The following is a 23,011-nucleotide window of genomic DNA, read 5'->3' as shown; positions in this document are numbered from 1 at the left end:
CAGCTCCTCCTTGTGAAAGGCCCATCATGAACCGACGAACTGCTGGTCTCGCCCTCTCCGCCTTCTCCGCCCTGTCCCTCGCGGCGAGCCTCGCGAACGCGGGCTACGACGCCAGCGCCTCCGACCTCGGCCTCGCCGGTGGGTCGCTCGTGAGCAGCCCGGCGACGCGGCGGACCATCGTGATCGGCAACCACTTTCAGCTCGAGGTCCTGGGCAGCAACCTGCTCACCACGAACCGGGAGAGCCTCAGGGCGCTCACCACGAGCCCGCTGTCGACCAAGGCGTTCGCGTACGGCACGCTCCACGAGGCGCTGCTCGATCCGAACGCGCAGGAGGTGATGCAGGCCCTGGTGGAGTGCGCGCTCGCGAGCGACCAGAGCGTCTCGTGGACTCCGACGCCGGAGGAGCGCGCGGCCCTCGCCGGCGGAAGCGGCGCCTCGGCGGTCTTCAAGGACGGATTCTCGTGGACGCCGCTCGAGGGGTTGGTCAAGCCGAGCAAGGACGTCTCCGTGTGGCACGGGCGCGCGGGGCTCTGCCCCGACTGGCACACCGGCGCGCCGTCCGCGGCGTGCCAGGAGCTCGTCTCTGCCTGCCTGTTCGCGAGGAACAACGCGTTCGGCGTGACCGTCGACATCTCGATGGAATGGGGGGACCTCACGCCGGCTGAGCCCTCGGACGCCGCCGCGCCGAGCCCGGAGGCGCTGTCGGCGGCGCTGGCCGACGTCGAGCGCTTTCCGGTGCGGGAGGGGGCGTTCTTCGGCAACCTGCTGGACCCCGATGCGCTGAATGAGCTGGCGGAGGTGGTTCTCAAAAAGAGCAAGTCTGCGTTCTCGATCGTGCGGCCGTCGCTCGGCGAAGGGGAGCTGATCTACGAGAGCGCCTTTGTCTGCCACCCCGAAGAACGCTCCGTGCTGTCCGCCCTTCTGGCGAGCGACCGCGTCTGTGTCCCGCCCAAGGGCACGACCGTGAGCGGCTGCCTGGCCCAGCACGTCGGCGCGTGCCGTGGATACGCGCGGGGCGAGGAAGCCCTCATGGGGGCGTCGTACTTGTGCGGGCCGGAGACGAGCAACCCTGTGACGGGCCGGCCGGTCTACGACTACTGCTTCGCTGGCGGCCGCATCTGGGAGAACCCCATCACCGTGTTCCTGGCGGAGGAGTGCGTGCTCACCCCGGCCGCCTGTGAGTACGTGGAAGATTGGGTCCCGGAGGTGGGGGACCTGCCCCTCTCTGGCCTGTCCAGCCAGGACCAATGCGCCCTCTTTCCGGCGTCGTGCTCGATCGTGAACAGGCCGTTCTCGAAGCTCTCCCCGTTCACGCAGCCGATCACCGCCGACGTCTCGTCTGCCCCCGGTTCCTTCTAGCCGGCCTGGCCCGGCGCCTGCCCGGGGCTGAAGCGTTCGAGGCGCCGGATCGCGGGGCCCTCCCGCTCCATGGCGCGCTTGCATTCCGGCGCCCGCTCGGGCGATCTCACTGCATCATGGCGGCGACCACGAGGCCTCACGACCCGACTGGCACCCTGGTCGACGACGCGCTGGACGCCGCCGACGACCTCGCCCCCGGCACCCTGGCCGGGGAGTACCTGGTCGAGGAGGCGCGCAGCCACGGCGGCTTCGCCGTTGTCTACCTGGCCACGCAGCTCGGGACGGGGCGCGCGGCGGCGCTCAAGGTCCTCCGGCGCAGGCTGGCTGCAAGTACGCGGATCCTCGAGAGATTCCAGCAGGAGGCCGCGGCCCTCCGGCGCCTCGCCCACCCGCACATCGTCGAGATCCTCGGCGCGGGGGACCTGCCCGACGGCCGGCCCTACCTCGTCATGGAGTGGATCGAGGGCCGGACGCTCCGGCAAGAGCTCCGCGCCCGCGGCGCGCTCTCGGCCGCGGAGGCGCTCGCCGTCGTCGAGGAGGTCGGCGGCGCGCTCTCCGCCGCGCACGCGCTCGGGATCGTCCATCGCGACGTCAAGGCGCAGAACATCATGGCGATCCCGCGCGGCGGGTGGTTCACGACGCGCCTGCTCGACTTCGGGATCGCCAAGCTGCTCGAGCCCGAGCGGCTCGGCCGCGGGCCCATCTTCACGCAGGCCAGCGTGCTCGGGACGCCGGGCAGCATGGCGCCCGAGCAGATCGCCGGCCGCCCCGTCGACGCGCGCACCGACGTGTACGCGCTCGGCCTCCTCCTGTACGAGCTGCTCACGGGGCAGCCCGCCTTCCACGCCGACAACCTCGTCGAGCTAGAGGAGCTCCAGCTCTTCGCGCCGCCGCCGCGGGCGGGCGATCTCGTGGCCGTGCCGCCGGCCTTCGACGCCGCGATCGCGCGCTGCCTCGAGAAGTCGCCGGACGCGCGCTACCCGAGCGTCTCCGAGCTGCTCGCGGATCTCCGCGCGGCGCCGCTCGCGTCGAGGGACGAGGCGCGCGTCCGCCCGGCGGCGGCGCTGCACGCCAGCGTGCAGATCGAGGGGGAGGGCGAGATCGACGAGGCGGCGTTCGACGACGCCGAGGAGGTCCTCGCGACGGTCCGGCGCGCCGCCGCGGAGGCGGGCCTCGTCACGGTCGTCGACGGCGGCGGGGTGCTGGTCGGGGCGACGGCGCTCCCGGCCGATCCGGAGGGCAGCCGCGCCGCCCGGGCCCGGCTTGTCGACGTCGTGCGCGGGCTGGAGACGACGATCGCGGCGAGGCCGGGGCCGAGCCCCGCGGTCCAGGTCGTGCTGGTGCTGCACGCCGCGCCCGCGCGGGTCGAGGGCGCGCCGGGCCAGCAGCGGTTCGCGGGCGGCGCGCTCCTGCGCCTCGACGAGTGGACGACGGGGCATTCCCGGGGCGGCCTCGTGATCACGCCCGCGGCGCGCGCGGGGATCGACGAGGGCTAGCCGTTCAGGCTCTCCGCTGCCGCTCGATCTCGGCGCGCAGGCGTTCGTCCTGCTCGCGCAGCGCCGGCGTGAACTCCTCGCCGAAGTCCTCCGCCTCGAAGATCGGTCGAATCTCGAGCTCCCATTCCCCGCTGGGCATGTAGTCGGCGCAGCGCCTGGCCCAGGCTACCGCGTCGTCCAGCGACTTCACCTGCCAGAGCCAGTATCCGCCGACGAGCTCCTTGGCTTCGGCGAAGGGGCCGTCGATGAGCGTCGTCTTGCCGTCCGAGATGCGCAGGCGCTTGCCTTTGCTGCTCGGGTGCAGCCCCTCTCCGCCGAGCATGACGCCGGCTTTGACGAGCTCCTCTTTGAACCTGCCCATCTCGGCGATGACCTTCTCGTCCGGCATCATCCCCGCCTCGGACTCCTTCGTGGCCTTGACGAACACCATGACTTTCACGGAGCTCTTCTCCCTGGTATCGAGCTACTTCGTCAGGACGACGTGGGTGGCGTGGTCCGTGGAGGCGCGCTCCGTGCAGCGGTAGCCGAGGCTCACCATATCGATGCCGGCGAGGAGGTGCTCGCCCCGGCCGAGGAGCACGGGGGAGATCACGAGGTGGAGCTCGTCGATGAGCCCCGCGGTGAGGTACTGCCGAACGGTGGCGACGCCGCCGCCGAGCCGGATATCCTTGCCCTGGGCCGCCTCCTTCGCGCGCTCCAGCGCGGCATGGATGCCGTCGGTCACGAAGTGGAAGGTCGTTCCGCCCTCCATGGTGAAGGACTCACGAGCGTGGTGCGTGAGCACGAAGACGGGCACGTGGTAGGGCGGGTTCTTGCCCCACCATCCCTGCCAACCGTCGTCGGGCCATGGGCCCCGCTGCGGCCCGAACATGTTGCGGCCCATGATCCAGGCGCCGAGGTTCTCGAAGCCGCGCGCGGCGAAGTCGTCGTCGACGCCCGCTCGGCCGACCGTGTCGCCGATCAGCGAGGCAGCGTAGTCGGCCGACATTCTCTGGAACGTCTTCGTGCCGAGGACCCACTGGTGCAGCGCCATCCCTCCGACGCCCATCGGATTGGCCAGATCTTGGCCGGGACCGGCGCCATGACCGTCGATCGAGATCCCGAACGCGTTTACCCGAAGCCTCGACATGCGCGCAACTCCTTCCGGCGCAGGCATCGCCTGCGACCCTTCTTCTGAAGTGACGACGAACGAGCCGGGGCCGGATCGACACGCCGGCGAATTTTTTTTACTTCGCTGGCCGGTTGTCACATGAAAACGCTGTTAATTCAACGATTTAGGAGGTCCCGGGCGGGCGGGCCGCCGCTCGCACGACCGCGAGCGTCGAGGTCCGGCGGAGGCCGTGGTACCGCCGCGGGGACCTGACGCCGGCCTCCCGGAGCGGGTAGTGCTCAAAGTTGCCCAGAGAGAGTTCACATGAAGGCGGGAAGATCATTGATCATTTCTTCCCGCCTTCCCGCCTTCATGTTCAATTTTGAGCACTACCGGAACGTGAGGGTGTCAGTGTTGACACATTCAAAATCGAACTGAGGTGAAGCTCGACGCCGAACGAAAGCGCTCGATCTCTCCGGCGGGGGATGCGACGGCTTCGTGCCGCTCGATGCTTCGATCAAGCTCGTGACAAACTCCCCCTGGCGCTCGTTCTGCTAGGTTCAACGCACATGAGACGCAGGATCAAGCTCGTCGCGATCGAGGTCGTCGGTGCGGTCGCGTTCCTGGCGCCGGCGCAGGCCCTGGCGTCGTCCGTGCCCGAGGGGTCGTTCAATCCCGGCTTCTTGCTGTCCGCCGGCAGCGGCGAATGCCCGGTGGGGGTCGGCACGGAAATCAGCGGCATGGTTTTCCCGAAGGGCGACCCGGGCTCGATCGGTTACGGTGGTTTCTTCCAGGCGCAGACCTATGCCGGCGACTATGCGCGCCTGGCGTTCGGGTTTCAGCTCGGAAACGTCGTCGGTGGAGAGCTCGGCATCGCGGGTCTGACCCGCAGCGATCTCCACACGTCGACGTTCGCATTGCACACGGGCGTCTTCGCCTCGGCCGCCGTGCTGGGGACGGGGCTGCGCGTGACGATCCCGATGAGCGGCGCCGATCACGGCCTCCCGGCCCACGGCGTCGAAATGTCGTGGGTCTTGACCCTCAAGGTTCCGATCTACAGCGGCAGGGTCTTCAACTCGTTCGGCCGGCCGCTGCGAGACGAACAGGGCCCCATCACGGCCGCCGCGCGGGAAGCGAGCGGCTGGGCGGACATCAGCGATCCCGCGCTGGTCGCTCACCTTTCGCCCCGGGAGCGTGAAGAGCTCGCCGCCCTCTGGCTCGAGGCCGCGCTCGCCGAGCACGCCTCGATCGCGACGTTTTCCGCGCTCGCGCTGGAGCTCCTGGCGCTCGGAGCACCCGCGGACTTGCTCGCGGCTTGCCAGCAGGCGGCGCAGGACGAGATCGAACACGCACGCCTCTCGTTCGGTCTCGCGAGCACGTACGCGGGGCTACCGCTCGGGCCGGGCACGTTGCCGTTGCCGGCCACCGCGCTCTCGGGCGACGCCGCCGCCGTCGCGTACCTGAGCTTCACGGACGGCTGCATCGGCGAGACGTTCGCCGCGGCGCTCGCGCGACGAGCGCAGCGCCACGCGACCGATCCGGCCGTCGCGCGGGCGCTCGCGCGCATCGCGACGGACGAAGCGCGGCATGCCGCGCTCGCCTGGAGCATCGTCGCCTGGTGCCTGACGCTCGACCCCGCGCGCGTCCGCGCCGCGCTCGACGCTGCGCTGGCGGAGCCGGAGCTCGATGCGCCAGCCGCCCCGCTCACGGATGTTCTGGGGCTGCCGATCGTGCCGGCGGCTCGCCATGGAGCGGTGCCGGTCGACGAGCAGAAGCCGCTGCGGCGCCGCGCCGAGCGGACCGCGCGGGCGCGCCTGAAGCGCATGCTGCGGGCGCCGCGCGAAGCGCGGGTCGAGGGAGGCCTCGTGCCCTGACCGGGGCGCCCTGCGCGAGCCCCCGCGCCCGACACACAGGTGAGCCGCCGCGGAGCTGCGCCGTGCTCAGCCGCGCTCCACGCGGGCCGGCAAGATCCGGCCGGGCGTGCAGCCCCGCGTGCCGTAGCGCTTGACCGACGTATGCACCGTGGTGTATATGCATATCCATGCAACTGGACGTCTTCGAGGTCCTGGCCGATCCCACGCGCCGCCGCATCGTCGAGGCTCTCCTTTCTGGCGAGCAACAGGTGGCCGAGGTCGTGGAGAAGGCCGGCATCCACCAGTCGGGCGTGTCGCGGCACCTGCGCATCCTCTCGGAGTCAGGTTTCGTCTCGATGCGACCCGATGGGCAGCGGCGCCTCTACTCCCTTCGTCCCGAGCCTTTCCGCGAGCTCGAGGACTGGCTCGGCCGCTACCGGCAGCTCTGGGAGGAGCGCCTCGATCGTTTCGGTGCCGCGCTCGAGAAGAAGCGCGCGTTAGCTCAGAACAAGCCGGCCGTTCAAGGCGGCCCAACCACGAGGAAGCGATCATGAACACCGCAGTCAAAGCCCAGGCCCGATCCAAGGTCAGAGTCGAGCGCACCTATCGCGCCACGTTGCAGGAGGTCTGGGACCTCTGGACCACGCGAGAGGGATTCGAGTCCTGGTGGGGGCCGCGAAACTTCCGGGCCGCCGTGGCGGAGCTCGACGCGAGGCCGGGCGGCGCCCTGCGTTACGAGATGATCGCCGCCACGCCCGAGATGGTCCGCGCCATGGCGGAGGTCGGCCAGCCGCCCTCGCACGCCGTCACCTCCACCTTCGCCGAGCTCAGGCCCATGACTCGGCTCGTGCTCCGCAACGTGATCGACTTCTTGCCCGGCGTGCCGCCCTACGAGGCCGACATCGAGGTCGAGCTCACGGAACTCGGCGACCGCGTGAAGATGGTGGTGCTGCTCGACACCATGCATAGCCCCGAGTTCACCGAGATGCAGAAGGAAGGCTTCACCAGCCAGCTCAGCAAGCTGGACGAGAAGTTCGGGGCGGGGTGAGGGCTGCCGCGCCTGGGCGAGCGGCGTCGCGCGTCAGTAGGCGAAGGCCTGGTAGACCTCGGTCTCCTCCGTCTCCTCGCGCGCGTCGAGCGATTCGACGATGGGATTGAAGCGGAGCATGCGCTTCGCCCGCTCCGACAGGTGGGAAAGGCGCTCGCGGGGCACCCGGATCGAGACCTCCGGGCGGAACAGCCAGCGGCGGCTGTAGCCGATGACGACCATGGGCCGCGGCTCGCGCGAGCGGTTCGGGGTCCCGCGGTGGAGGCCGCGAACGTCGCGGACCATGACGTCGCCGAGCTCCATGGCGATCGGCTCGAGCGCGACCTCGCCCTGCTCGAGGCGCCGCATCCCCTCGGCCTTGGAGAGCATGTGCGTGCCGCGGGCGATCTCGATCGGGCCGTTCTCGGCGGTGACGTCGACCAGGGGGAAGTTGACGGCGAGCTGGAACGCGGGTGTCTCTCTCCCGGTCTCGGGGAAGAGCGGCGGCGTGTCGCGGTGGACGTCCTGGTAGTCGGACCCGAGGAGCGGGGTGTCGGTCGCGAGCTGGACCATGGTCATGTCGGCCCCGACGAGGCGCTCCACCACGCCCAGGATCGTCTCGTCCTCGTAGATGCGCGGCTCCGCGAAGGGGGCCTTGAACGGGAGCGTCACGTAATAACGACCCGGCCCCCGGTTCTTGAGGTGCCCCTCACGCGCGATGTGGGCGTCGAGGAGCGGCGCGAAGGCCTCACGCCACGAGCGCAGCAGGCTCTTCGGAATGAGGTTCTTTATCAGGCAGAACCCATCGCGCTGCGCTGCGCGGGCAAGCTCATCCATCTCGGCGCTGGTGTGGCGGGCGTGGCTCATGGCTCGGGCCGAGCTTGGTGGATCGAGCGGAGTCGTCAAGCTCAGCGCTCGCTCTCCGCCGGTTCATCCCCATCCCACCACTGCCGGAATCACCGTCGTCGGAGGAGAATGCGGCGCTCCAGGCGCCCGGCCCACGCGCGCGGGACGGGCAAGTGATCTCAGCCTCACGAGGCCGACGCCCGCGCGGCCCCGCTCTGCATCAGCTCAGGCTGGTCGCTCTCCTGCCTGACACAGAGCGGCCTCGACGCCGCCTTCACGGGAGCGCGCGGGTCACAGCTTCGAGGCGGCGTGGTCCCAGTTCACCAGGTTCCACCACGCCTCGACGTACTTCGCCCGGGCATTGCGGTAGTCGATGTAATACGCGTGCTCCCACACGTCGCACGTGAGCAGCGGCGTCTTGCCCTCCGTGAGCGGGCTCCCGGCGTTGCTCGTCTGCACGATTTCCAGCTTGCCTGAGCCATTCTTCACCAGCCAAGCCCAGCCCGAGCCGAACTGACCGATGGCCGCGGCGCTGAACTTCTCCTTGAACGACGACACGCTTCCGAACGCCTCGTCGATCGCCGCGCGGAGCGCGGCGGGAGGCTCACCGCCGCCCTGCGGCTTCATGCTGTGCCAGTAGAACGTGTGATTCCACACCTGAGCTGCCTGGTTGAAGACCGCGCCGGACGTCGTGCGGACGAGATCCTCGAGGCTCTTGCCCGCGAGCGCCGCGTCCGCTGCCACGAGCTCGTTCAGCTTCGTGACGTACGCGTTGTGGTGCTTGCCGTGGTGGAAGTCGAGCGTCTCGGCCGAGATGTGGGGGACCAGCGCGTCTCTGGAGTAGGGGAGCTCGGGAAGAGTGAAGGTCATGGTTCTGTTCCTCGTGTTGCGTCGACGGCTACGCGCTCGTCGCAGCCCGTTGTGAGTAGCTAGGCGAAGACCTTCGGATGGCGCTCGAGCCACGGCTCGAACGTCCGCGCTTCGCGGCCAGACAGCCGCTCCACGTCGCCGGGTCCGGCGGCAGCGTAGCAAACTCGGTGGGCGCGCGTGGCGCCTTGCCAATGAGTTGGCAGTTTTCCATCCATTTGGAGAGACGGCCTCCCGGCCAGCGGTTCAAAAAATCTGCCGAGCCGACGGATGGCGCCTTGTTCCATGCCTCGAACGCCGCCGTTCCAGATCGCCGTCTGGTCCCGCTCCGGGTAACGCCGCATACTTTGGACGTGATCCTTGAGCAAAAGGACGATGTGGGGACAGGATGAAGAAGAAAGAACTTGGTCATACGCTGGGTCTCGTGGTCTGCGCCGGCGCCGCGCTCGGCCTCTCCACGGCGTGCTCGGGCGCCGATGTGTCGGACGAGCCGCTCGAGGAGCTCGGGTCGGCGTCGTCCGAGCTCATCATCAACGAGGTGGTGCTCTACGATAGCTCGAACTTCTCCGGCGTCTCGCAGGGGTTCGGGATCGGCCGCTACACGCTCGCGGACATGGCGATCATCGGCGACAACAGCGCGAGCGCGATCAGGGTCCCCGCCGGGCTCCGGGCGACGGCCTTCTTCGGAGACAACTTCGGGTGGGATGTGCGCGTCTTCACCTCGGACACGGACCTCGTGGCCGCGGGCTTCGACGACACCATCTCGAGCCTCGTCGTCGCGCACGCCTCGGACCCGCAGCTGGACGCCGTCACCTTCTACGAGAACGCCAGCTTCTCGGGCGACTCGTTCGCATACGGTGTCGGCGCCGCCCTCTTGTTCGCCAGCCCCTGGACCGCATGGGACTTGCGGATCAGCTCCGTCCGCGTCCCCCCCGGCTTCAAGGTGACGGTCTCCGACGGGTGGATCGGGTATCCCACGACTACGCGCGTCCTCACGGCAGACGCGAACCTCGCTCCCCTCAACTTCGACAACAAGATCCGAAGCTTCATCATCGAGCGCTTGTAGGAGCGAGCGCGGGCGTCGCGCGCCGCGCTCTCCCCGCGCTGGCCGCGCGAGGCGAAAACGGCGCTCTCTCGCGGTCCTTGCTCAGTAGGCCCCCTTCGGCTCGAGGCCCAGCATGTGCTGGCCTACCATGGTGGACACGGCGTCCCAGTTGAGGGTGATGTGCTGGGCGATCGCGTTGCCGTCCCGCCACATGCGCTGGATGGGTTGACCGAGCGCCAAGCTGCTGCCACCGACGCACGAGAACAACGACTGAATGGCGGCGTGCGACAGCTTCGCCGCGTAGGCGTGGCCTCGCCGATTGCGGATACGCTTCTCGACGCTCACGGACCTCCCCTGGGCCGCGGTCAGCTCCACCTCGGTGATGTCGCGGTCGAGGACGAGCCTCGCCGCGTCCACGGCGGCGGCAGCGTCGGCCAGACGCGACTGGACGTGAGCGAACTGGCTTAGGAGCGCCCCCGCGCCTCCGATGCCGCCGCGAGTGACGCGGTTCTCACAGAGATCGATGAAGGCGTCGATGGCGCCCTGGGCGGTACCCAGGAGCGGGGCCACGAGACAGACGGGGATCGCCGAGAGGAAAGAGATGCTGTAAATACGGTTGGGGTTCACCGCGGCCCCGGGAGGCGCACCGGACGCGGCCTCCGCGAAGGTGAGCTTCCGATGACCCGGGACGAAGGTCGGCTTGTCGATGACCACTGTCTTGGACCCGGTGCCAGCTTGAGCCGCGACGTACCAGTCGTCCTCGATCGACCAGTCGGAGCGGGGCGCGAGCAAGAAGCCGGCGCTGGGGGCGGCGTCGCTCTCCTTCGGGAGCTGGACGCCCAGCATGGCCCATTGTGAGTTGTCGATGTTCGAGGCGAAGCGCCACTTGCCCTGGATCAGGTACCCGCCATCCACCGCATGCGCTGCGGTGATGGGCGAGTAGGAGCCGCACATGATGGCCCGGGGATTTTCCCTCCACACGTCGTCCTGCGCCTGCGCCGGGAACAATCCGAGCAGCCACTGGTGGATCGCCCCGAGCGAGCATGCCCAGGCGGATGAGGTGCAGCCTCGCCCGATCTCGCTGATCACGTCGAGGAGCGCGGTGAAGCCGTACTCATAGCCGCCGTAGCGGGCCGGCTGCATCAGCCGGAAGAAGCCTGCGCGATGGAAGAGCTGGTTCGTTTCCTCCGAGACGCGGCGCTCGATCTCCGTTTGCTGGGCTTGCTCGCGGAGGCGAGGGATGAGCTCGCGCGCAGTGGAGACCAGACTCTCGAGCGACGGCGCGTCGGCGGCGGGGCTGATCCGACCGGGGGCCTTCATGACCACAGCTCTGATCGACGAACGTTCGAGACTCATAGACCATCCCTCGCGTGGCGAAAATTCGCTGACTGGCGCGACCCGATCGGCGCGGCCGGCGGTACGCGCGTCGGTCCAGCGAATTGCGCCGACATGGAAGCGAATGCGAAGAGCGCTGACGACCTTGTCCCTGCAGCCACGCAAGCGGCTGCAGGGATGGCTGCCTGCTGCTCCCTACCGCGCGGACCGCTGCTCGCTCGACACCATCTTCCGGATGGCGTCCAGCGTGGCATCCACCGCCTTCACATAATCCCGCTCCACCACCTCACGGAATTCCCGCTCCCTGGCGCTGTCGGACGGCGCGCCCAGGAGCTGCAGAGCGAAGCTGAACCGCAGGCGCAGGTCGCCGTCTTCGCCGAGGATCTCGTTGACGATGAAGCCATCCATATTTCCCGACAGGCGAACGAACACGACCTTCTCCTCCGGGTGGAAGGTGACCTTCTCTCTCGCCTCCTCGCCTCGGAAGACGATATCGCGAACAAGGCTCCCGGGCGAGCGCTCGACGACCTCACACTTCGCCAGGCCGGGGACGAAGGGCAAGGCGTTCTCGGCCTTCATGACGAGGCCTCTCCAGATTTCGCCTCTGCTGAGCGTCGGCTGGGTCGGGGCGAGATCCAGGTTCACGGCGACCTCTCTGAACACGTAGATCATGCTGTCTCCTGATCGATCTTCCCCCAGGTGGCCATGCGCCGGGGGCCGCGAGGCACCTCTGTACTATTACAGCCGCGCTTGGTCCGAGGTGCGGCGGGGCCGATGGCGTGCGCTGCGCCTTCAGGGGCCTCGGGGAGACCGGCATCGCCGGTGGCGGCCGCGCCTCGGCGCGGATCGCCGCGAGGCGGGACGCCGCGCCGGCGCCGCCACGCTTAGGATCACGTCCGGAGTATGCGAAGATGCCCGGGACGGCGCCAGAGGGCGCCCTGGAACGGCCGCGTTCGAGGAGTGGAACGTTGAGGGAGCCCGATGATCTGACCGGTCTGTCGATGTTCGTGCGCATCGTCGAGGAAGGCTCGCTCAGCGCGGCCGGCCGTGCGCTCGGCCTGCCCAAGGCGACCCTCAGCCGCAACCTCGCGCTGCTGGAGCAGCGGCTCGGCGCGCCGCTGCTGATCCGCTCCACGCGCGCGCTCAGCCTGACGGATACGGGCAGGCGCTTCTTCGACAAGGTCCAGCCCATCGTCCGAGAGGCGCAGCAGGCGACCGCCGAGGTCAAGAGCCTCCACGCGGCTCCCTCCGGGCTGCTGCGCATCACCGCGCCCGTCGCCTATGGCCACGCGGCGATCGCGCCCCGCTTGCTCTCGTTCATGAGGCGTTATCCGGCGGTTCGCATCGACCTGCATCTCCATGACGGGCGCGTCAACCTGGTCAACGGCGGCTACGACCTGGCCATCCGGATGGGGGCGATCGAGGACAGCGAGCTGATCAGCCACAAGCTGGCCGACGTCAGCATGGTCATCGTCGCCTCGCCGGCCTGGCTGGAGCTGCACGGTATGCCCCAAAGGCCCGCCGAGCTCGCCCAGCATGACGCCGTCGTCACGCGGCCCGATATCGTCCAGTGGAGGGTCGGCGGGGAGACCGTGCGCGTCCCCTGGCGCATGAGCACGGGCAACATGATCGTCACGCGGGACGCCGCGAGGGCCGGGCTGGGCATCGCTTTCGTGCCCGAATTCCTTGTGTTGCGTGACCTGGAACGAGGAACGCTGGTACGCCTGCTCCCCGACGTCGAGCTGCCGGTGATTCAAGCGACCGCGCTGTATACCCGCGCCGCCAGCCAATCGGTGGCGCTGCGCACCTTGCTCGACGACCTCCTGGCCAGCCGACCCATCGAGGTCGACGCCGCGCCGTCGTGACCCTGCCCGGGCGCGCGTGTCATCCCCCTCTGCTGCGACATGCGATGTCGGTACACCGGCCTTGTATCAGGCGGGGTGAAGATGAACGAGCCGGCGGCCTCAGAACCTATCTGCCAGCGTGAGCTGCGGGTGCTGCGCCGGGAAGAGCACCGGGACGAGCCGGGCGGCGTCTCCGGCAAGCCGGAGCTTCCCCGCGTCGCACACCTCCAGCGGCGCGTCCGAGCCGAGGAGGAGCCGCGCCACCGCCCAGCCGCCGCCGACCGCGCTGCGCGCCCCCGCGGCGCTCCGCCCGCGGACGACCTCGACGCGGCCGCGGTCGAGGCGGAGCGTCGCCGTCTCCTCGGGGCTGGCGAGGGTGAGCGCGCCGCGGTAGCCCGCGAGCTCGGACGCGGCGAGCCGGGCCGAGAGCTCCGGCGCCATCGCCGCGAGGCATCCCGGGAGGTCGACGACCCGGACCATCGCGGCGCCGTTGGCAGCATACCGCTGCTCGTAGCGGCTGTTCAGCGTCCGGAGCCGCGCGGCGAGCGCCGAGCGGTAGGGGAGCGTGTCGAAGCGGAGCCCGGGGAGCGCCTTCCGCCGGCAGAGGGCCCCGAGCGCCGAGAGCGCCGCGTCCGGTGCGCCGGTCGCCTCGGCGCACACGAGCCGGCTCCCGCTCGCCTGGACGACGACATGCCCGTCGGGGCGCTCTCGATCGGCGCCCCAGCACCAGGCCTCGACGTCCTTGCGCATGCCGCTCCACGAGCGCAGAAAGGTCGGCCGCACCGCCGTGCCGGTGAGGCCGGCGTTCCACCGGTTGTGCAGCCGCACCAGCGCCTGCGTGGGCGCCGCCGGGATCCGGCGCAGGCCGCGCAGCCGAGGCAGCGTGGCCGGGAGGTCGGCGAGCTTCACGCGCCACCGCGACTCGGGCCAGGCCGGCACATAGCCGAACCGGTGGTAGAAGTCGTCGATCCCGAACAGGATCGAGAGGTGATAGCCGCGGGCGCGCATGCGGTCGAGGCTGTGCGGCGCCGTGCGGGCCATGAGCCCTTTCCCGCGGTGGGCCGCCTCGGTGGCCACCGCGCCGATGCCGCCGCAGCGCACCTCCGCCCGACCGATCCGCATCCGGTAACCCCACACGCCCCAGTGGGTGACCATCGCATCACCGAGGAATCCGATGACCGAGGCGTCCCAGTCGTAGTGGCTGTGGTTCACGTACCAGGCGGCGCAGTCGGCGCGGAAGCTCGCGTAACTGCCAAAGGTGCGCGCCGCGATCTCGATCACCGCCGTCGCGTCGGCGACCGGAGCGGGGGAGCGGACGGTGAGGGACGGAGTCTTCAGGAGCGTACCCGCCATCGGTAGGAGCGGTTCGCCCGCGGCGTGCGATCGAGCATGGTCCCTCCTATCCGGACCCCGCCGACCCTGTCCAAGTTTCTGACGCCGCGGCGCTACCCCTCCGGCTCGCGCTCCGGCCCCAGCCCGTGCCGGTGGAGCAGGCGGTACAGGTACCGCCGATCCAGCCCCGCGGCGGCCGCGGCCCGCGAGACCTTGCCGTCGTGGGCGCGGAGCAGCGCCTCGAAGTAGCGGCGCTCGAAGTCCGAGAGGACCCGGTCGCGCGCCTCGGCGTACGGCACGCTCGCGTCGACCGGCGGCGGCGCGCTCACCGGCGCGAGCTCGCTCACGGGCGGCGGCGCGCGGAACACGAGGTACTGCTCCACGTAGTTCCTGAGCTCGCGCACGTTGCCCGGCCACGCGGCGCGCGTCATGCGGGCGATCACCCTCGGGTCCCGCAGCGTCGCCGCCTCGTCCGGCGTCGCGTGGAGCGAGGCGAGGAGATCGTCGAGCAGCGCCGGGATGTCCTCGGGGCGCTGCCGGAGGGGCGGCATCGGGATCCGCACGACCGCGATCCGGAAATAGAGATCGGCGCGGAAGCGGCCCGCGTTCACCTCGGCGCGCAGGTCCCGGTGCGTGGCCGCGATGACGCGCACGTCGACCGACCTCGGCGTGTTCGTCCCGAGGCGGCGGATCTCGCGCGCCTCGAGCGCCCGCAGGAGCTTCGGCTGGAGGTCGAGCGGCAGCTCGCCGATCTCGTCGAGGAAGATGGTCCCGCCCGACGCCTCCTCGAAGGCGCCGATCCGCTGCTCGCCCGCGCCGGTGAACGCGCCCTTCGCGTGGCCGAAGAGCTCGCTCTCGATGAGGTTCCCATGGATCGCGCCGCAGTCGACGACCACGAACGGCCTGTCCCGCCGCGCGCTCCGCTCGTGGATCGAGCGGGCCGCTTGGCTCTTGCCGGTGCCGGTCTCGCCCTCGAGCAGCACGGTGACATCGCGCTCGGCGGACCGCGCGAGGAGCGCGAACACCGCCCGCATCGCCGCCGACGCGCCCGAGAGCGCGCCGAACCGCGCCTCCTCCCAGAGCGGCAGGCGGTTGTGCTCCGTGCCGAACTCGAAGCGGGCGACCGTCTTTCCGAGCCGGATGAGGCTGCCGGTGCGCAGCAACGCCTCGATCACGTGCACCCCGTCGACGACCGTGCCGTTGTGGCTGCGGAGATCGCGGACGCGCGCCCCGGCGTCGTCGATGCGGATCTCGCAGTGAAACCGGGAGACCGTGGCGTCGGCGACCACGAGGTCGTTGCCCTCGCTCGACCCGATAGAGCACCGATCGGCGGAGGAGTCCCAGACAGCACCCTTGGCCGGGCCCTCCACGAGCTCGATGCGGAACCGGCGGACCATGCCCGCGCTGTCGTCCGGGCGGGCGCCCGGGTGGGTCAGCGTATCGCCGCCGCTCTGGGCTGCTCTCTTCGGGGGTCCGCTCGCCATGGCGCCACGATACCACGGCGGCGTCGCGCCCCGCGCGGTGGCGCTGTCGCCGCCCAGGCCACGCCGGCGCAGGGGAGTGCGACGGGCGCGCGACAAGGGCGCTCCGCCACCGGGCGATCCGCGCGGGACGCGGCTGGCACGCTCGATGCTCAACGGTGAAACGTCAGCGGCCAGCGACCCGCGGATAACGGTCCACGGTCAACGGGCCATGGACAACAACACCTCGAACGCGCGGCGATGGGGCGCATCGCCGGCAGCGCGTCTACCAACAAGCGCCCGAATGGAGAATCCCATGAAGCCCATCCTCAAGCTCTCGATGCTCGCCGTCGCCTCCGCCCTCGCCACGGTCGGCGTGGCGCCGGACGCCTCGGCCAGGAACACCGCCGCATTCATCGGCCGCACCAGGGACGCCGCCGAGGCCAGCTGCTTCAGCGAGAGCTTCGGGAGCCTCATCAACGACGGCTTCGTCGGCGGGCACCGCTGCGGCAACTCGGTCATCATCCTCCCCCTCGTGATGGATCCCGGCCCCTTCAACAACTGGGCGAGGGTCACCGTGACCGCGAAGAAGCCGACTTGGACCACCACGATGAACTGCGCCACGTTCGTCTTCGACAAGGCCACGGGGGGCGGCTGGTCCGGCGGCGGGGTCGACCTTGCGACGACGGGGTGGTTCGAGAACATCAAGCTGCCGGACACCCCTTATTATCCCGACACCTCGCCGTTTGCCGCCTGCGCGGTCGGTCCGGGCGCGCAGGTGGTCCAGCTCGTTTACTGAGAGGGGCCGCGGCCGCCGTGGGAGCGCGGCGCGCGCTCTCACGGCTCCGGCCCGGCGCGCCATTCGACGGAGGGAGTCATGAAGAGGATCTGGCAGGTTCTGATCGTGCTCGCGGCGGCCGGCGCCGTCGCGACGCTCGCCGTCGACAGGCGGCGCGACGAGGCGGAGATGGCGCGCATGCGCGAGGACATGGGCGCGCTCTCGCGCGCCATCGAGGCGACGAAGAGCGGCCCGGCCCTCGCCGGCGCCGCGCCCCGGCCCGAGCGGCGGATCGAGGCCGCCGCGCCGGCCCCCGTGGCTCCGCCGGCGGAAGCGCCCGCAGCACCCGCGCCGGAGCCCCCGGGCGACGCGAGCGAGAGCGCCCCGACGGTCGAGCAGCGCGCGGCCGCGCTGGCCGCGGTGCGCGAGCGCCTGGAGGACACGTTCACGCAGCAGGGGACCGACACCCGGTGGAGCGCCGAGGCGCGCGAGGCGGCCCGGGAAAAGCTGAGCGCGGCGCTCCCGGACACCTCGTCGCTCCGCTCGATCGAGTGCCGGAGCTCGATGTGCCGTGTCGAGACGGTGCACCAGGACTTCGAGCAATACGAGCAGTTCGTCCGGAGCGCCTTCATGAGCCCGCAGGAGACGCTCTGGAGAGGGGGATTCTTCACCCTGCCTGTCAACGATCCACGGGAAGGCGAGCTCGTGACCGTGGCCTACGTCGGTCGCGAAGGCGCGCCGCTGCCGATGGCCCTCTAGAGCGACGGTCACCCGCTTCGGATACGGGCCCACCTCGGCGTTTTCGGTGCTCAGCGCACCGGAGTGCGCTTGCGCGCCGAAAACGCCGATCTGGGCCCGTCTCCTGTGCGGGTGACCGCCGCTCTGCTGCGGCTCTGCTCTGGGTGGTGCAGAGGGGGGCGGAAACTGCTGTTCCTGGCGTCCTTGGCGGCCCCCGGAAGAGCTCAGAAGAACCCGATCGGCCCCGGCGACCACGGGAACTCCACCGCCTCGCCGACCGCGGGCGGCGCGACGCGGCGGAGCCTCCCGTCGCGCCACGCCAGGATGACGAGCCCCGGATCCTCGAGCGGCGCGCCCAGGTCGACCTCGAGCCGCACGGGCCTCCCGTCCGCGACCTCGGCGACCCGGATCGTGGCGCCGCACTGGCCGACCTCGTAGCCCGCCGCGATCGGCGAGGACGGCGCGCGATAGAGGGTCTCGAACGCCCCGGTCAGCATCGTCCCGTCGATGCGCCCCAGGGAGAACGAGGACGGGCCTGTGCGCGTGAGGCGGTGCGTGCCCTTGTTCATCGAGAGGATCGACCAGCAGGAGAACGAATCGGGCGACTCCAGGGCGCGGATCGCCTGCGGGTACATGGCTGCCATGGGATCCGAGGCGGCCGCGATGAAGACCCGCTTGCGGGGCGGCGCGTCGATCTCCGCGGTGCGGGCGATGTCCTCGAGCTTGCGCGCGATATCGATGCTCGATGCGGTGGCGGCGAGGAAAAGGAGCGGCGCGATCCCGAGGTGCACGGCGGCGAGGAACCCGGCGCCGGCGCGGCGGGGCCATGACGCGACCCCGGGCGAGGGGGCGCGGCGCAGCCCGCGCAGGACGACGACGGCGAGGAGCGGCGCGATCCCGAGGCCCGGCATCAGCAGCAGGCGCGACCCGGGGAAGCCCCCGAGGCTCGTGAAGAACGCGAGGAGCGCCCCGGGGACGAGCCAGCGCAAGGCGGCCCGCTCGCGCTCGGGGACCGCGGGGAGGCAAGCGCGATAGAGGAGGGCGACGCCCGCGGCCGCCGCGAGCCCGACCGCGATGAAGGGGAGCTTGGGGAGCGGGACGGAGAGATCCGCGGGCACGGCCACGAGGGCGCCGCCGATCAGGATGGGCAGCCGCTCCGCCGCGGCGGCCACGAAGGCGAGCGGGCTGTTGAGCGGGTCGATATACCCGCCGGTGTGCGCGGCGCCGCCGCCGAACGCCTTGTACGCGGCGAAGTACCCGAGGAGGCCGAGCACCGGGAGCACGCCGGCCGCCCGGGCGCGCCAGCCGTCCGCGCGGCCCGGCGGCACGGGACCGGCGAGCTGATAGGCGATCCAGTACGCAGCCCCGCCGAGCGCCGCCTCGCCGCCGAGGAGCCCGATCCCGAGCCCGAGCGGGCCCAGGTACCGCCCGGGGCGCCACCCATCCTCGCGGTAGCGGAGGTACGCCAGGAGTCCGAGCACCACCGGGAGCGCCGCGAGCAGCATGTGCTGGCACGCGATCCACCCGACCGGGTGAACGTGGTTCCCGCTGACCGCGAAGATCAGCAGCGCGAGCGCCGCGGTCGCGCCCGGGAGAACCCGCAGGAACAGCCTGCCGGCGGCGGCGACCAGGGCGACATAGAGCGCGATCGAGACAAGGTGGTACCCGAGCGGGGTGTCGCCGAAGACCGCGCGCTCCAGCGTGAACAGCGCGCTCGCCAGGGGGCGGACAAGGTGGATCCTGAGCTCCGGATCGGTCCACCACGGCAGCCCGGAGATGGAGACGGCAGCCCGTGTCTCCTCCGGAACGCCGGGGAAGAAGTCGTAGAGATCGTACCAGGGAGGCGAGCCAGGGATCAGCTTCGCGAGGTAGCAGAACAGGATGTAGTCATCGGCATAGAAGGCGATCGCCACCGTGGGCAGCGCCAGGGCGAGCGCGAGGAGCAAGACGGCCTGGACGAAGCGAGGGTGGTTGAGCCACCGCGCGAAGCGATCGAAAGGATCCGGTTTCATTCGTGACCACAACGTAGGGCAGCTCGCGCGCGCCGTGTAGATGGACCGGAGCGCCTCGCGCGGCGCCGCCCTACCTGCGGCTCACCCCGCCCTGGGGCAGGGGTCGCGGGAAAAATGTGAGATCAATCACGTTTGTGCGATTGGCGAGGTCTCCCGGGGAGTTGCGCTGTTCGAGCCCTGTCGCCGAGGAGCGCGGGGTGACCCGGACACGTGCTCTATCCGCTACGCGCGCAAGACGTTCAGATCGCGCAGGTCGGTGACATACACGCTGCGCTCGCGGCGAGCGCGATAGCTCGAGCGTGCGTCTCTGCCGATGTTCCGGCTAAACTCGAACCGACCCAATGAGGCTCGGAATCATGGGTCAGCCCGTCCCAACTCCTGTTCGACGGCGTCACCACCGGCGCGAGGGCGATGAGGACGGGTCGAGGGGGGCGGCGGGGGCGCGTGCCGGTCAGCACCTGCCGGTCAAGAACCGCCGCTCCGGTCCGTCCTATCCCTCTGGCGAACGTCGCGGGAGATAGCGTGTCTGCTCATGTGACCTCCTTATGAAGGTCGAAAGGAACTGCACAAGTTCGCCTGTGACACACCGCCTTGCCCGCGCTGGCGCCGGGGGCTCCGCCCGGGGCACCACGCTCGGGCTCGGGACATGTCTCCGTGTGAACCGGTGCATTTTCTTGAGCCGCGCTGGGCTTCTCGGACGACTGCTTGCTGTCCCGCCGCCCACTGACGGAGAGCTCTGCGATTCGCCAGAGGAACGATGGTCATGGGCCGGCGGCCCTCGAGACGTGCGACATCGGACGACGGACTTGGCAGAAAGACAAAATCCGGAAAGGGAGAGCAAGTGAAGAGGTTCGCGCTCTTGAACGTGGTTTCTCTTATTTGGCGAGACCTTTCCACAGGGGACCGGCTTCGGTGAGCACATTTGACATCGGCGTGTGACGCGGCAGCCGCCGGCAGATGGAGCAGCACGAGGACGACGGCTGGAGGATCCCCGACGCCATCTGGGCAGAGGTGGAACCACGGCTGGATGAATCAATTTCGGGCGAACCTCGTCCGCTGGTCGAAGCGCGCGGACACCTACCTCGCCCTTCTGCACTTCGCTTGCGGGATCATCACCTGGCGCGCGGCTGGCCTATTGGGATAGGCTCCAAGCGGATCAGCCAGCGCGACAACCTCTCTGACACGGTGGGTAGGACGGCGTCCATCGCAGATCCGGGCGGTGAACGCTTACGTTCTGTCAACCCAGGGCAGGTCCCGCAGTCGGGGCTTGACGTCTCTTAAACGCTCCGACTTCCTTCCCATGATCTTCGGATGGCGTTTGCGATTCCTACCCGCGCAGGGCGTTCTCGGCGACGAGCTGGGCTCGCGATGTACGATGCCACGAAGCTGGCGGAGCGAGTCGCGGCCAACGAGCACGTTGACGACGGTGAGCACCATCGTCAGCGCGGCTCGGAGCCGACTGTGCGACCGAGGTGTGCGGGGCATGCAGGGTTCGTCCAGCGGGAGAACACCGTCGTCAACGTCCCGCGGCGCCAACGCCATCCTCCTCTGCCGCAGGACTCCCGCGCATCGGCGCGGACGAGCTCCGTAGCCAAGAGGGGTGTTGCGAGGAAGCTCCGAGATGCTCGCTCCGGAGGCGGCTTTGCGCAGGTGCTATGGCCGCCTAGGGCAGACTGGCTTCGGACAGCATGGTAGCTGAGCCCCGAGCGACGGGGACATCTGCTAGCATTGTACTCGCATCCCGATATGCATCGGATTGCGGCGGCGCTACTATTCTCTAGACTATCGCGATGCGATATCGTAGATCCGATTGTAGCGACAATCCCCCCCCCCGGTCGCCTTCGATAGCTGAAGCTCTTGCACCTCGAACGTCCGTTCTGTTGGAGTAACGGCGGAACCTGGGTGACATCAAAGCCAGCGGTTTTGCCGGGGGCGAGCCGAAGCTCGCCAATCCCTTGAGTCCAAAGGCGAAACCCCTTCCATGGCCCGCAAGCCACACGGAAGAGGTCCAAGGTAAATGATTTTCGAATGCGTGACATGCGCGTTAGGCACGCAATCCATCACCTCGTGTCTCGCTCCAAACTACAGGTGAAACATGCTCTCTTGTCGAGTCTTTGATAAAAAACAGGTGGGCGCTGCTTCGATAAAGACCACGTCCTATGTGCTCGGAATGGTCTTGGTTCTGGTCTTTCAATCCAGCTGCAGCGCTGAGTCGGGCGAGGAGGACGAAAGATCGTCGGAGAGTCGAGAGAATGTCGGGAAATCCATTGCCGCGATTGGGGATCCTGGATCGGTCGTGGTGTCGTTGACGTTCGACGATACCATTGCGGACCAGTATGTGGCCCGCGACATTCTCAAAGAGTACGGCATGCACGGCACCTTCTACCTCAACAGTCCACGCATCGGCCGGAGTGGTTACATGACCCAGCAGCAGATCCAAGATCTGCTGAATGATGGTAATGAGATTGCCAGCCACACGCTGACCCATCCGCACCTCACTACGCTCAGCGAAAGCGAGCAGGTGCGGCAGATGTGCGACGACCGCAGGGCGTTGATAAATCTATTTGCTCCGGAGAATCCCGGATTCTCGGTGACATCGTTCGCCTACCCATTCGGAGAGTCGAACGTAGCGCTTCAGGGCATCTCCCGCGACTGCGGCTTCACCAGCGCGCGCGGTGTCAGTGGTCTTTGTGGAAGCTGCTCGACGAATGCCGCCGAGACGATTCCTCCGCAAAACGCTCAGCTAATTGGCGGCTATGGCTCTATCCAGTCAACGACGTCGGTGGGCGCGGTTACAGGCTGGATCGAGAATGCGCACCGCAACGGTGGCGGGTGGGTGCCGTTGATTTTTCATCACATCTGTACGGATTGCAATGAACAATACGGTTTCGCGGTCGCCGACTTTGACGCCGTTCTGAACTGGATTCAGCGCAATAGATCGACCATGAACATTCAAGTCAAGACGGTCGATCAAGTCATTAACGGGGGCGGCGGCGGCGGCGGCGGCGGAGACGGGGGCGGCGGAGACGGGGGCGGTGGCGGTGGCGGTGGCGGAGACGGGGGAGGTGGCGGTGGCGGCGGCGGCGGTGGCGGAGACGGGGGAGGTGGCGGAGACGGTGGCGGTGGCGGAGACGGGGGAGGTGGCGGTGGCGGAGACGGGGGAGGTGGCGGTGGCGGAGACGGGGGAGGTGGCGGTGGCGGAGACGGGGGAGGTGGCGGTGGCGGAGACGGTGGCGGCGGCGGAGACGGTGGCGGCGGCGGAGACGGTGGCGGCGGCGGAGACGGTGGCGGCGGCGGAGACGGGGGCAATGGCGGAGACGGGGGCGGGAGCACGCCGCCCACGGATTCTATTCCTATCTCCAATGCCTCACTGGAGGATGATGTTAACCCTGAGAACGGCGTGGCGGACTGCTGGGAGCGCGGGCGCTACGGCGCAAACACCGCGACATGGGCGCGCACGAGCGACGCCCATACGGGGGCAAGCGCCGAGAACGTAACCATCTCGCGCTACAAGAACGGCGACCGCAAGCTGGTCACGAGGCAAGACTCGGGCCCTTGCGCTCCTCCGGCGCAACCGGGGCGCACCTACACCGTTTCAGGTTGGTACAAGGGTTCGGGTACAGCCCGCATGGTGGTGTTTTATCAGGATACGGCGGGTGAGTGGAACTACTGGACCGAAGGCTCTGCGCTCGCTGCAACCTCCACCTGGACGCAGGCTTCGTTCACGACACCGGTAGCGCCGGCGGCAGCCCGTCGCTTGAGCTTCGGCTTGGCGCTTGAGTCCATCGGCTCGCTCACGGTGGATGATTTTGCCGCCGTCGGGAACTAGAAGCTATCTCATGACAAGAATGATTGTTGTCGCGACTAAGTATATTGGCCGCACGACTCCCATTGTTTGCTTCGTTCTATGCCTACTCGGAATACTCG

The 23,011-nt window shown here is 69.3% G+C and carries 19 protein-coding genes and 1 pseudogene; 11 read left to right on the top strand and 9 right to left on the bottom strand.

Annotated features, from left to right (window positions below):
* The first annotated feature begins 26 nt into the window (after positions 1-26).
* Positions 27-1,361, top strand: a complete 1,335-nt coding sequence (locus WMF39_RS22890) for a hypothetical protein (protein ID WP_437747583.1) — start codon at positions 27-29, stop codon at positions 1,359-1,361.
* Positions 1,362-1,477: 116 nt separating this feature from the next.
* The gene (locus tag WMF39_RS22885) at positions 1,478-2,857 is read left to right on the top strand and encodes a serine/threonine-protein kinase (RefSeq protein WP_437747582.1); all 1,380 of its coding nucleotides are present in this window, start codon (positions 1,478-1,480) and stop codon (positions 2,855-2,857) included.
* Between the two features lie 4 nt (positions 2,858-2,861).
* Here the strand turns inward: WMF39_RS22885 and WMF39_RS22880 are convergent, their stop codons facing one another.
* Complete coding sequence (locus WMF39_RS22880; RefSeq protein WP_437747581.1) at positions 2,862-3,296, bottom strand: YciI family protein; 435 nt, start codon at positions 3,294-3,296, stop codon at positions 2,862-2,864.
* 24 nt (positions 3,297-3,320) lie between these two features.
* Positions 3,321-3,986, bottom strand: coding sequence for a dihydrofolate reductase family protein (locus WMF39_RS22875; protein WP_437747580.1), 666 nt, complete (start codon positions 3,984-3,986; stop codon positions 3,321-3,323).
* 530 nt (positions 3,987-4,516) lie between these two features.
* Between WMF39_RS22875 and WMF39_RS22870 the strand changes: the two genes are divergently transcribed.
* The 3 genes from WMF39_RS22870 (at position 4,517) to WMF39_RS22860 (ending at position 6,848) form a co-directional block, all read left to right on the top strand.
* Positions 4,517-5,821, top strand: a complete 1,305-nt coding sequence (locus WMF39_RS22870; RefSeq protein WP_437747579.1) for a hypothetical protein — start codon at positions 4,517-4,519, stop codon at positions 5,819-5,821.
* Between the two features lie 167 nt (positions 5,822-5,988).
* Positions 5,989-6,354, top strand: a complete 366-nt coding sequence (locus WMF39_RS22865) for an ArsR/SmtB family transcription factor (protein ID WP_437747578.1) — start codon at positions 5,989-5,991, stop codon at positions 6,352-6,354.
* A complete protein-coding gene (locus WMF39_RS22860; RefSeq protein WP_437747577.1) occupies positions 6,351-6,848 on the top strand; it encodes an SRPBCC family protein in 498 nt (165 codons plus the stop codon). The genes WMF39_RS22865 and WMF39_RS22860 overlap by 4 nt, the downstream gene beginning before the upstream one ends.
* Positions 6,849-6,881: 33 nt before the next feature.
* Here the strand turns inward: WMF39_RS22860 and WMF39_RS22855 are convergent, their stop codons facing one another.
* Both WMF39_RS22855 and WMF39_RS22850 read right to left on the bottom strand, forming a co-directional pair.
* The gene (locus WMF39_RS22855; protein WP_437747576.1) at positions 6,882-7,694 is read right to left on the bottom strand and encodes a phytanoyl-CoA dioxygenase family protein; all 813 of its coding nucleotides are present in this window, start codon (positions 7,692-7,694) and stop codon (positions 6,882-6,884) included.
* A gap of 270 nt (positions 7,695-7,964) precedes the next feature.
* Positions 7,965-8,543, bottom strand: coding sequence for a superoxide dismutase (locus WMF39_RS22850; RefSeq protein WP_437747575.1), 579 nt, complete (start codon positions 8,541-8,543; stop codon positions 7,965-7,967).
* Between the two features lie 385 nt (positions 8,544-8,928).
* Here WMF39_RS22850 and WMF39_RS22845 point away from each other — a divergent pair, with 385 nt between their 5' ends.
* Complete coding sequence (locus WMF39_RS22845) at positions 8,929-9,606, top strand: hypothetical protein (RefSeq protein ID WP_437747574.1); 678 nt, start codon at positions 8,929-8,931, stop codon at positions 9,604-9,606.
* A gap of 81 nt (positions 9,607-9,687) precedes the next feature.
* On the opposite strand, the gene WMF39_RS22840 is transcribed toward WMF39_RS22845, so the two are convergent.
* Together WMF39_RS22840 and WMF39_RS22835 are read right to left on the bottom strand one after the other, a co-directional pair.
* Complete coding sequence (locus WMF39_RS22840) at positions 9,688-10,941, bottom strand: acyl-CoA dehydrogenase family protein (RefSeq protein ID WP_437747573.1); 1,254 nt, start codon at positions 10,939-10,941, stop codon at positions 9,688-9,690.
* Between the two features lie 174 nt (positions 10,942-11,115).
* Positions 11,116-11,592: an SRPBCC family protein gene (locus WMF39_RS22835; RefSeq protein WP_437747572.1), complete on the bottom strand. Its 477-nt coding sequence runs from the start codon at positions 11,590-11,592 to the stop codon at positions 11,116-11,118.
* Between the two features lie 329 nt (positions 11,593-11,921).
* Here WMF39_RS22835 and WMF39_RS22830 point away from each other — a divergent pair, with 329 nt between their 5' ends.
* Complete coding sequence (locus tag WMF39_RS22830; protein WP_437747571.1) at positions 11,922-12,785, top strand: LysR family transcriptional regulator; 864 nt, start codon at positions 11,922-11,924, stop codon at positions 12,783-12,785.
* Between the two features lie 99 nt (positions 12,786-12,884).
* Here WMF39_RS22830 and WMF39_RS22825 read toward each other — a convergent pair whose 3' ends face one another.
* Both WMF39_RS22825 and WMF39_RS22820 read right to left on the bottom strand, forming a co-directional pair.
* A complete protein-coding gene (locus tag WMF39_RS22825) occupies positions 12,885-14,117 on the bottom strand; it encodes a GNAT family N-acetyltransferase (protein ID WP_437747570.1) in 1,233 nt (410 codons plus the stop codon).
* 92 nt (positions 14,118-14,209) lie between these two features.
* The gene (locus tag WMF39_RS22820) at positions 14,210-15,580 is read right to left on the bottom strand and encodes a sigma 54-interacting transcriptional regulator (RefSeq protein WP_437747569.1); all 1,371 of its coding nucleotides are present in this window, start codon (positions 15,578-15,580) and stop codon (positions 14,210-14,212) included.
* Between the two features lie 292 nt (positions 15,581-15,872).
* Here WMF39_RS22820 and WMF39_RS22815 point away from each other — a divergent pair, with 292 nt between their 5' ends.
* Both WMF39_RS22815 and WMF39_RS22810 read left to right on the top strand, forming a co-directional pair.
* Positions 15,873-16,355 carry a hypothetical protein gene (locus tag WMF39_RS22815; RefSeq protein ID WP_437747568.1) on the top strand — a complete coding sequence of 161 codons (483 nt, stop codon included), beginning with the start codon at positions 15,873-15,875 and terminating at the stop codon, positions 16,353-16,355.
* Positions 16,356-16,433: 78 nt separating this feature from the next.
* Positions 16,434-17,093, top strand: a complete 660-nt coding sequence (locus tag WMF39_RS22810; RefSeq protein ID WP_437747567.1) for a hypothetical protein — start codon at positions 16,434-16,436, stop codon at positions 17,091-17,093.
* Positions 17,094-17,296: 203 nt separating this feature from the next.
* Here the strand turns inward: WMF39_RS22810 and WMF39_RS22805 are convergent, their stop codons facing one another.
* Positions 17,297-19,084, bottom strand: coding sequence for a hypothetical protein (locus WMF39_RS22805; protein ID WP_437747566.1), 1,788 nt, complete (start codon positions 19,082-19,084; stop codon positions 17,297-17,299).
* A gap of 1,015 nt (positions 19,085-20,099) precedes the next feature.
* Between WMF39_RS22805 and WMF39_RS22800 the strand changes: the two are divergent.
* Positions 20,100-20,228 (top strand): annotated as a pseudogene (locus WMF39_RS22800) (IS5/IS1182 family transposase); the annotation flags it as partial.
* Between the two features lie 951 nt (positions 20,229-21,179).
* A complete protein-coding gene (locus WMF39_RS22795) occupies positions 21,180-22,913 on the top strand; it encodes a polysaccharide deacetylase family protein (RefSeq protein WP_437747565.1) in 1,734 nt (577 codons plus the stop codon).
* Positions 22,914-23,011: the final 98 nt, after the last annotated feature.

The organism is Sorangium sp. So ce1504, assembly GCF_051521635.1.
In the GTDB taxonomy this organism is placed as follows: Bacteria; Myxococcota_A; Polyangia; order Polyangiales; family Polyangiaceae; genus Sorangium; species Sorangium cellulosum_B.
This window is presented reverse-complemented; position numbering and strand designations above follow the sequence as displayed.